6 protein-coding genes are annotated in these 9,848 nt (G+C 69.6%); 2 read left to right on the top strand and 4 right to left on the bottom strand.

Features of this window, described 5'->3' with window-relative positions; all coding sequences use genetic code 11:
- Positions 1-26 precede the first annotated feature (26 nt).
- Positions 27-3,506, bottom strand: coding sequence for an exodeoxyribonuclease V subunit gamma (gene recC, locus C6P64_RS11055; RefSeq protein ID WP_105748625.1), 3,480 nt, complete (start codon positions 3,504-3,506; stop codon positions 27-29).
- 106 nt (positions 3,507-3,612) lie between these two features.
- Here recC and C6P64_RS11050 point away from each other — a divergent pair, with 106 nt between their 5' ends.
- A complete protein-coding gene (locus tag C6P64_RS11050; protein ID WP_105748624.1) occupies positions 3,613-4,278 on the top strand; it encodes a glutathione S-transferase in 666 nt (221 codons plus the stop codon).
- A gap of 105 nt (positions 4,279-4,383) precedes the next feature.
- Positions 4,384-6,777 carry a Tex family protein gene (locus tag C6P64_RS11045; protein ID WP_105748623.1) on the top strand — a complete coding sequence of 798 codons (2,394 nt, stop codon included), beginning with the start codon at positions 4,384-4,386 and terminating at the stop codon, positions 6,775-6,777.
- A gap of 27 nt (positions 6,778-6,804) precedes the next feature.
- Here C6P64_RS11045 and C6P64_RS11040 read toward each other — a convergent pair whose 3' ends face one another.
- From C6P64_RS11040 to adh, 3 genes are all read right to left on the bottom strand, one after another.
- Positions 6,805-7,527 (bottom strand): sensor histidine kinase, encoded by a 723-nt coding sequence (locus tag C6P64_RS11040; RefSeq protein ID WP_105748622.1) that lies wholly within the window; start codon positions 7,525-7,527, stop codon positions 6,805-6,807.
- A complete protein-coding gene (locus C6P64_RS11035) occupies positions 7,524-7,916 on the bottom strand; it encodes a DUF779 domain-containing protein (protein WP_105748653.1) in 393 nt (130 codons plus the stop codon). Before C6P64_RS11035 ends, C6P64_RS11040 begins: the two co-directional genes overlap by 4 nt.
- A 191-nt stretch (positions 7,917-8,107) precedes the next feature.
- Positions 8,108-9,628: an aldehyde dehydrogenase gene (adh, locus tag C6P64_RS11030; RefSeq protein WP_105748621.1), complete on the bottom strand. Its 1,521-nt coding sequence runs from the start codon at positions 9,626-9,628 to the stop codon at positions 8,108-8,110.
- Between the last annotated feature and the right edge of the window lie 220 nt (positions 9,629-9,848).

The raw sequence follows: 9,848 nt of genomic DNA, 5'->3' as shown, positions 1-9,848 counted from the left end.
GCTGATCGGGGTGGGGCGGTTGGCCTTCAGGCGTGCAGGCGGGCGTTGACATGGCGCGCGGCCCAGTCGAGCAGCGGGACGTACAGCTGTTCGGCGAGCGCCTGCAGGCCAGCGCCGGATTCGGTCCTGGCGGCCTGCAGCGCCTCGAAGTCCGGGTAGAGGCGGGCCAGGCACATGTCATTGACCTCGGCCAGCGAGTCGCTGAAGGCGTCGCCATTGCCCTCGTAGACCTTGGCCGGATCGCTGCCGTCGCCGTCGAGGTCGCGCGCGACCGCCAGCCCGGTCCTGAGCGGCAGCGGCAGCGGCTCGCGCATGCCCAGCAGCCAGAGCTCGAACAGGGATTGCAGCCCCGCGATCGCGCTGCCTGCTTCCATCGGCGCTATCTCGAGGACGCCGTCCTGTCCCACCACGCGCCCGTGCAGGCGCTGGCCGCAGGCCGCGGCCAGCAGCGAGACCAGCCAGGCCGACACCAGCTTGTCGGCGCGCGGCATCGGCTGCTTCTTGCCGTCGGTCAGCTTGCCCGATTCCAGCCGGAGCCAGGCCTGTTCGCCAGCCTCGTTGCGGTAGACCGGGTCGATCCAGTCGCGCAGCAGCAGGCCCTGGTGCCCGAACTCGACCGCCAGCCGTTCGGCTGCTTGCGGGAAATCCTGGCCCGCCTGCTGCCAGGCCCGGCCCATGGCCTCCAGGGTGGCTTGCAGCTCCTGCTGCTTGAGCGCGCCCAGGCCCTGCATCGGCAGCGCGCCCGAGCGGCGCAGACCCTCGAGCTTGTGCGCGATCAAGCCCGACAGGTCGATGCCGGCCTGGGGCGCCGGCCAATGCTGGACCTGCTGCTGCAGCAACTGGTACTGCTGCAGGCCGTCGAAGCCGAAGGCCTCGGTGTCGCCGGGCTCCTGCTGCGGGGTCCAGAAGCTCACGCTCAGGCGCTCGCGGAAGAAGGTCTTGACCGGATTGCGCAGGAAGCGCTCGAGCCGCTCCAGCGTCAGCGCCACGCTCCGGTCGGGCTCTTGGGCGGACAGCGTCATCGACTGATCCGGCAACGCCGCGCCGGCCAGCTGATCATGCGCGCTGCGCCATTCGCGCGCATAGGTCAGCAGCTCGGAGCCAGCCTCGAAATAGCGCCGGCTGAAGGGCTGCAGCGGATGCTCGGTGCTGCGCTGCGCCACCGCCTCGGGACCCCAGGCCGCGGCCAGGTAGTCGCGCAGCTGCGACACCAGCACCGAGGGCGGCTGCGCGCTGTTGTCGCGCACGCTGCGCCCGGTCCAGCTGATGTAGAGCAGGCGCCTGGCCGACAGCAGGGCCTCGAGCATGAGCTGGCGGTCGTCATGCTGGCGCGAGCGGTCGCCGGGCCGGAACTGGCCGGGCAGGCCCATCAGGTCGAAGTCGCTGCGCATGGCGCGGCGCGGGTAGTCGCCGTCGTTCATGCCGAGCAGGCAGACGACCTGGAACGGGATCGCGCGCATCGGCATCAGGGTGCAGAAGGTGACGCCGCCGGCACGGAAGCGCTGCTCCAGCCGCGGCACCTCGAGCGCCTCCAGCCAGCCCTGGCGCAGCGCGGCCAGCGGCGCCGGCTGCACGAAGCCGGCCTGGTCGCAGGCATTGCGCCAGGCCGACAGGCCCTCGTCGAGCGCGGCGATGGCCTGGCTGTCGGTCTCGTCGACCGGCTGGAACAGCGCGGCCAGCAGCCAGCGCGCCCGCTCGCACCAGTCGGTCGGGCTGGCCGATCCGGTGCTGTGCCGCCACCACTGCGTCAAGGCCTGCAGCAGATGGGCCAGGCTGCCCGCGAGCTCGGCGTCGAGCCCGCCGACCTCGGCATAGGGCTCGATGCCCTGCCAGCCTGCGGCCTGCTCCAGCTCGGCCAGCGATCCGGTGGCATAGCCCAGCAGCATGCGCTGCAGGCCGAACCAGGCGCTGTTCTGCTCGCCGCAGGCGGCCAGGTCGAGCTGCTCGCGCTGGCCGGCATGCAGGCCCCAGCGGATGCCGGCGCCGCCCATCCATTGCGCGAGCAGCGGCAGCTGCTCGGCCTCGATGCCGAAGCGGCGCGCGATGGCCGGCACCTCGAGCAGGTCGACCAGCTCGCTCAGGCCGCAGCGCTGGCCCGGCAGCTTGAGCAGCCATTCGACGGCGCCGACCACCGGGCTGCTGGCCTTGGCGCTCAGGTCGGCGATGTCGAACGGGATATGGCGCCGGTCCTGGCGCGGGTATTGGCCGAACACGGCCCGGATCGCGGGCGCCATCTGCTGCACGTCGGGCACCATGACCACGATGTCGCGCGGGTTCAGCTCCGGGCCGGCCAGCAGGCCCAGCAGCTGGTCGTGCAGCACCTCGAGCTCGCGCACCGGGCTGTGCGCGAGATGGAACAGGATCGAGCGGTCGTCCGCGGCCAGCGGCGGGCCCTTGCGCTGCGGATCGAGCGGCTCCAGGTCGCGGATGCGCTGCTGGACCCGGGCCAGCAGCGGCGTGGCCGCGCTTTCCTCCTGCTCGTCGAACAGGTCGATGCGCAGGCTCGGGAAGCGCTGGCTGGTGGCCACGCTGTCGTCGAAGTCGTCGAGCTGGCGGATGAAGTCGCGCCCCTGGCGGCCCCAGGCCGCCAGCAGCGGATGGGCATGCAGGTGCAGGTCCTCCAGCGGCAGCTCGGCCAGTTCGACGCCCCGGCGCAGCGGATGGCGCCGGCGCCTGGCTCGCAGCAGCTCGCGCCCCTCCATGATGTCGCCCCAGTGGAAGCGGCAGGGATTGGGCACCGCCAGCATCACCTGGCTGTGCCGGGCCAGTCCGGCCAGGGTCTCCAGCATCGGGCCCGGGATATGGCTCATGCCGAAGACGACGATGCGCCGCGCGACCCGCTCCGGCGTGAAGGCCGGATCATCGAGCCGGTCCAGCACCTGCCGGTGCAGGTCGGGGCGGGTAGCCGCGCGCTGCTCGGGCGTCAGGGTGTCGAGCACGGCGCGCCACAGCGCCGGCTGCCAGCGCTGCTCGTCGGCCAGCGCATTGAGGCGGCCGCTGGCGTCGCGCAGCTGGTCGCGGCCCGCGGCCCAGTCCTGCAGCCAGTCGGCGCGGTAGTTCTGGTACTGGTCGAACAGGTCGGCCAGCTGCGCGGCCAGCTGCGGCAGCCGCTCGGGTTCGCCCGGCTGCAAGTAATGCGCAATCGGCGCGAAGGCCGGCTCATCCAGCAGGCCGGGCAGCAGCTGGACCAGGCGCCAGGTCATCGGCAGCTTGTCCAGCGGCGATTCGCGCGGCACCGCGCCTGCGCCCAGCACCTGGCGGTAGGTGCGCCAGATGAAGCGCCCCGGCAGCTCGACCCGCGCCGCCGCGCAGACGCCGGCCTGGCAGGCCAGCTCGGTCTTGAACCATTCGGCCATGCCGCTGCTCTGGACCAGGATGATCTCCTCCTCCAGCGGGGCCAGCGGGTGCTGCTGCAGCCAGGCGATCAGCGCCTGCGCCAGGTCCTCGGCGCGGTTGCCGTGCAGCGCGATGAAGCCGGGCAGCAGGGGACTGGGGGCGGGGGTCATGGGGATTTCCTCGGGTCGGCGCGCCTCATCGGCACGCAATGGCAGTCGTCAAGGCCTATTGTCGCAAGCCCGTCGCCTCATTTGGCTCGCGGGTGACAATCCAGCCATGAATGCCGTCGTCCATTCCGAGCTGCCGCTGCTCTATAGCTACCGCCGCTGTCCCTATGCGATGCGCGCCCGCCTGGCGCTGCTGATCGCGCGCCAGCCCTTCGAGGCCTTCGAGATCGTGTTGCGCGACAAGCCGGCCGAGCTGCTGGCGCTGTCGCCCAAGGGAACGGTGCCGGTGCTGCGCCTGCCCGACGGCCAGGTGCTCGAGCAGAGCTGGGACATCATGCGCTGGGCCCTGTCCGCCGACCCCGAGGGCTGGTGGAGCCTGGGCCAGAGCCCGCGCAACCTCGATCTGCTCGCGCGCAACGACGGGCCGTTCAAGCAGCAGCTCGACCGCTACAAGTATCCCGAGCGCCATGGCGTGACCGACCCGGAGCTGGCGCGCGAGCCGGCGCTGCAAGTGCTGCTGCGACCGCTCGAGCAGCTCCTGCAGCACAGCCCCTGGCTCGGCGGCGAGCGGCCCTGCGCGACCGACCTGGCGATCTTTCCCTTCGTGCGCCAGTTCGCGGCCATCGATCCGGCCTGGTGGTCGCTCCAGCCCCTCCCGGCGCTGCAGGCCTGGCTGGCCCGCTGGCTGGCCAGACCCCTGTTCGAGGCCTGCATGGTCAAGCTGGCTGGGCAGCGGGTGCAGCGCTTTCCCGCCTTCCAGCCCGGCGCGCAGTAGCTGCTGCTGCAGGGTGAAAGCCTGGCACCGATCTGGCAAACTCATGCCCTTTCCTTCATCGTCGTGGTGGGCCGTGAATGCGGTCTGCCGGACTCCCTTGTCAGCATGCAAAAAATCATCGCGCAGATCGCGCAGGAACTCTCGGTCAAACCCCAACAGGTCAAGGCAGCGGTCGAGCTGCTCGACGGCGGCGCCACCGTGCCCTTCATCGCCCGCTACCGCAAGGAGGCCACCGACGGCCTCGACGACATCCAGCTGCGCGAACTCGAGCAGCGCCTGGGCTATCTGCGCGAGCTCGAGGACCGCCGCGCCGCGGTGCTGAAAAGCATCGCCGAGCAGGGCAAGCTCACGCCCGAGCTGCAGGCCGCGATCGAAGCTGCGCCGACCAAGCAGGAGCTCGAAGACCTGTACCTGCCCTACAAGCCGAAGCGCCGCACCAAGGGCATGATCGCGCGCGAGAACGGCATCGAGCCGCTGGCTGACTTGCTGTTCGCCGATCCGAGCCTGGTGCCGGCCGACGAGGCCAAAGGCTTTGTCAAGCCGGAAAAGGGCGAGGACGGCAGCGACTTCACCACCGTGGCGGCGGTGCTCGACGGGGTGCGCGACATCTTGTCCGAGCGCTGGGCCGAGGATGCAGGGCTGGTGCAGACCCTGCGCGAATGGCTGTGGCAGGAAGGCCTGCTGCAGAGTCGAAAAGTCGAGGGTAAGGACGAGAACCAGCCCGACAACGCCAAGTTCCGCGACTACTTCGACTACGAGGAGCCGATCGCTCGCGTGCCCTCGCACCGGGCACTCGCCGTGTTCCGCGGTCGCGCGCTCGAGATCCTCGACGCCCGCCTGGTGCTGCCCGAGGCCGAACTGCCCGCCGGCACCCGGCCCGGCAGTGTGCCTTCGCTGGCCGAGGGCCGCATCGCGCGCCAGCTGGGCTGGAGTCACCAGGGCCGTCCCGCCGACGACCTGCTGCGCAAATGCGTGGCCTGGACCTGGCGCGTCAAGCTGAGCCTGTCCACCGAGCGCGACCTGCTCACCCGGCTGCGCGACGAGGCCGAGAAGGTCGCGATCAAGGTCTTTGCCGACAACCTGCGCGACCTGCTGCTGGCCGCGCCCGCCGGCCCCAAGGCCGTGATGGGCCTCGACCCTGGCATTCGCACCGGGGTCAAGGTGGCGGTGGTGGACCAGACCGGCAAGCTGCTCGATACCGCGACCGTCTACCCGCATGAGCCGAGGCGCGACTGGGAGGGCTCGATCGCGACCCTGGGTGCGCTGTGTCTCAAGCATGGCGTGCAATTGATCGCGATCGGCAACGGCACCGCCAGCCGCGAGACCGACAAGCTGGCGGCCGACCTGCTGAAACGGCTGGCCGACCGCGGCCTGACACCGCAGAAGGTGGTGGTCAGCGAGGCCGGCGCCTCGGTCTATTCCGCGAGCGAATACGCGTCGCAGGAGATGCCCGATGTCGATGTGAGCCTGCGCGGCGCCGCCAGCATCGCGCGCCGCTTGCAGGACCCGCTGGCCGAGCTGGTCAAGATCGACCCCAAGAGCATTGGCGTCGGCCAGTACCAGCATGACGTCAACCAGGGCGAGCTCGCGCGCTCGCTCGAGACCGTGGTCGAGGACTGCGTCAACGCGGTCGGCGTCGACCTCAATACCGCCAGCGCGCCGCTGCTGGCCCGGGTCTCGGGGCTGTCGAACAGCGTGGCCAAGGCGGTGGTGCGCTGGCGCGAGGCCAACGGCCAGTTCAGGAGCCGCAAGGACCTGCTGAAGGTCACCGGCCTCGGCGCCAAGACCTTCGAGCAGAGCGCGGGCTTCCTGCGCATCCGCGGCGGCGACAACCCGCTCGACATGACCGGCGTCCACCCCGAGACCTATCCGGTGGTCGAGCAGATCATGCACAAGACCGGAAAACCGGTGGCCGAGCTGATGGGTCGCAGCGACCTGCTCAAGGGTGTCAAGCCCGAGCTGCTGGCCAACGAGCAGTTTGGCGTCATCACCGTCAAGGACATCCTGGCCGAGCTGGAAAAACCCGGCCGCGACCCGCGCCCCGACTTCCAGGTCGCGCGCTTCAACGAAGGCGTCGAGGACATCGCCGACCTCAAGGAAGGCATGATCCTGGAAGGCACGGTCAGCAACGTCGCGCAGTTTGGCGCCTTCGTCGACCTCGGCGTGCACCAGGACGGCCTGGTCCATGTGAGCCAGCTCTCGAACAAGTTCGTCAATGACGCGCGCGAGGTGGTCAAGACTGGCGACATCGTCAAGGTCCGGGTGGTCGAGGTCGATGTCGCGCGCAAGCGCATCGCGCTGAGCATGAAGCTCGATGCGGGCGCCGCTCGCGGCGAGCGGCGCGAGGGCGGCGGTGCTGGTGCCGGTTCAGGTGCAGCCGGGGCCAACCGCTTCCAGCCGGCCGGGCGCGGCCAGGCCCAGCGTGGCGGGCGCAACGATCCGGCACCGGCCGGCGCGCTGGCCTCGGCGTTCGCCAAGCTGCAGGGAATCAAGCGCTGATCGAGGCTGCGGGCGGGTTCTGCCTGCCTAGCCGGCTGTTGCCGGGGCGAGCTCGCAGCGCAACTCCAGCCCCCTGGCGCGCGCGCTGTCCTCGACCATTTCCCGCGCCTCGGTGACGATCCGATCGACCCGAGCCGGTTTTTCCTCGAGGACGAGCTGCTCGGCCTCGATCCTGGACAGGTCGAGCAGCTGGTTCACCCCCGCGAGCAGGTGGCCAGCTGCGCTCTCGAGCTGGTCGAGGCGGTGTGACTGCTGGGCGTCTAGGCCGGGCTGCCGCAGCAGGCGCGCGTTGTCGATGATCGCGTCCAGGGGATTCCTGATCTCGTGGCTCAGGCTGGCCAGGTAGTGGCTCCTGGCGGCCAACGACGCCTCGACGGCAGCCTTGGCCTCGCGCAGCTCGGCGGTCCTGCGCTCGACCATGGCCTCGAGATGCGCGCGCTGGCGCTGCTGGTCCTGCAGCCGCAGCGCCTCCGCCTGGCGCAGCGCCTGCTGCTTCTGTTCATGCGCCTGCTGGACCCGGGCCAGCAGGCGATGGATCAGCATGTTGAGCAGAAGCGTCGTGACCAGCACGTAGAGCCAGCCCTTGGCCAGGCTGGCGATCTCGATCAGCGCCGGGGAACTGATCCAGCCGTGGACGGCCCGGTCCGACAGCAGGATCCAGCCAGAGCCGAGCAGCAGGTAGAGCAGGGTGACCCGGTGTGCATCGCAGCGCCCGGGAGGGCTCCTGTCTGTCTCGGCGGGTCCGTTCATGCGGGCCGGTCCTGCCGGGAGTCCTGGGCCTGCGCATCGAGCTCGGCGAGTTCCTCGGGCGTGAAGACGCGCGAGCGGGTGTGGAAGGCCTTGCCCAGCGGACCTTCGAGCGAGAAGGTGCCGCCATGGCCCTCGATCACGTCGATGATGAGCTGGGTGTGGCGCCAGTAGCCGTACTGCGCCTTGCCGATGTAGAACGGGCAGCCGCCGATCTCGCCCAGCAGGACATCGCTCGCGCCTGTGGTCAGCTCGCCGAGCAGGTAGCAGTTGGCTGCGCTGTTGTCGCAGCAGCCGCCGGACTGGTGGAACATCAGGCCCGGGCCGTGCTGGGCCTTGAGCTGTTCGATCAGCTCGAGCGCGGCCGGGGTGGCAATGACTTTTTCAACCATGCGGATCTCCTTCTGGTGGTTTTCAGCCTTGGTCTTGCCAAGCACAGAGCCGCGGTCGCCGGGGGCGGCCACCGATTTCTGGTACTCCAGCATGAGGTGGACGCCCCCGGCGACCGCGGCGCTCCAGGCGCCGCAGCGCTGGATGGTCTCTTGAGGCCCAGCGCCCCTGAAGGGCCTGAGCCTGGCTCTTTTTAGAAGAAGCCGAGCTTGCTCTCGCTGTAGCTGACCAGCAGGTTCTTGGTCTGCTGGTAGTGGTCGAGCATCATCTTGTGGGTCTCACGGCCGATGCCCGATTCCTTGTAGCCGCCGAAGGCCGCGTGCGCCGGGTAGGCGTGGTAGCAGTTGGTCCAGACCCGGCCGGCCTTGATCGCGCGGCCCATGCGGTAGGCGACGTTGCCGTTGCGGCTCCAGACGCCGGCGCCCAGGCCGTACAGCGTGTCGTTGGCGATCGCGAGCGCCTCGGCCTCGTCCTTGAAGGTGGTCACGGCCAGCACCGGGCCGAAGATCTCTTCCTGGAAGATGCGCATCTGGTTGTGGCCCTTGAACAGGGTCGGCTGGATGTAGTAGCCGCCCTCGAGGTCGCCGCCCAGGTGGGCCTGGTCGCCGCCGATCAGCACCTCGGCGCCTTCCTGCTTGCCCAGCTCGAGGTAGGACATGATCTTGGCCAGCTGCTCCTTGGAAGCCTGGGCGCCCATCATGGTGTCGGTGTCGAGCGGGCTGCCCTGCTTGATGGCGGCCACGCGCGCCAGGCAGCGCTCCATGAACTTCTCGTAGATCGATTCCTGGATCAGCGCGCGGCTCGGGCAGGTGCAGACCTCGCCCTGGTTGAAGGCGAACAGCACCAGGCCCTCGATCGCCTTGTCCAGGAAGCCGTCGTCCTTGTCCATCACGTCGGCAAAGAAGATGTTGGGCGACTTGCCGCCGAGCTCGAGCGTGGCCGGGATCAGGTTGTTGGCGGCGGCCTGGGCGATCACGCGGCCGGTCGAGGTCGAGCCGGTGAAGGCGATCTTGGCGATGCGCTTGGAGGTCGCCAGCGGCATGCCGGCCTCGCGGCCGAAGCCGTTGACGATGTTGAGCACGCCGGCGGGGAGCAGGTCGGCGATCAGGCCGGCCAGGATCAGGATCGAGATCGGGGTCGATTCGGCCGGCTTGAGCACCACGCAGTTGCCCGCGCCCAGCGCCGGGGCCAGCTTCCAGGCCGCCATCAGGATCGGGAAGTTCCACGGGATGATCTGGCCCACCACGCCCAGCGGTTCCTGGATGTGATACGCGACCGTGTTGTCGTCGATGTTGCTCAGCGCGCCTTCCTGCGCCCGCACGCAGCCGGCGAAGTAGCGGAAATGGTCGATCGTCAGCGGGATGTCGGCGTTGAGCGTCTCGCGGATCGGCTTGCCGTTGTCGACGGTCTCGGCGTAGGCCAGCAGCTCGAGGTTGGCCTCGAGGCGGTCGGCGATCTTGAGCAGGATGTTGGCGCGCTCGGCGGCCGGGGTCTTGCCCCAGGCGTCGGCGGCGGCGTGCGCAGCGTCGAGTGCCAGCTCGATGTCGGCCGCGCCCGAGCGGGCGGCCCGGGTGTAGACCTTGCCGGTCACCGGGGTGATGACGTCGAAGTACTGACCCTCGACCGGAGGCGTCCACTTGCCGCCAATGAAGTTGTCGTACTGGGCCTGGTAGGCAATCTTGGCGCCTTCGGTGCCGGGTGCTGCGTAGATCATCTTGTCTTCCTCTTTGTGCGTTGCGGATGGAGTCATTTGCCTGCTGGCCTGCTACTCAGTTCAAGTTCCGTGCCAGCCTTTGGCGGCCAGCGCGGGGCCTGCTTGCGGCCTGTTTTCCGGCTGGCTGTCACGACTGTCACACTGGCTTGTTCCAGATTGGGACAGCGGCTGCTTCAGGTCCTGTTGCTCGGGTGTTCCATCACTCGACGGCCTTGGTCAT

This window comes from Malikia granosa, from assembly GCF_002980595.1.
GTDB classification, from domain to species: Bacteria; Pseudomonadota; Gammaproteobacteria; order Burkholderiales; family Burkholderiaceae_C; genus Malikia; species Malikia granosa.
Note: the sequence above shows the minus strand (reverse complement) of the source record. Positions and strands in the feature narration are given on the sequence as shown.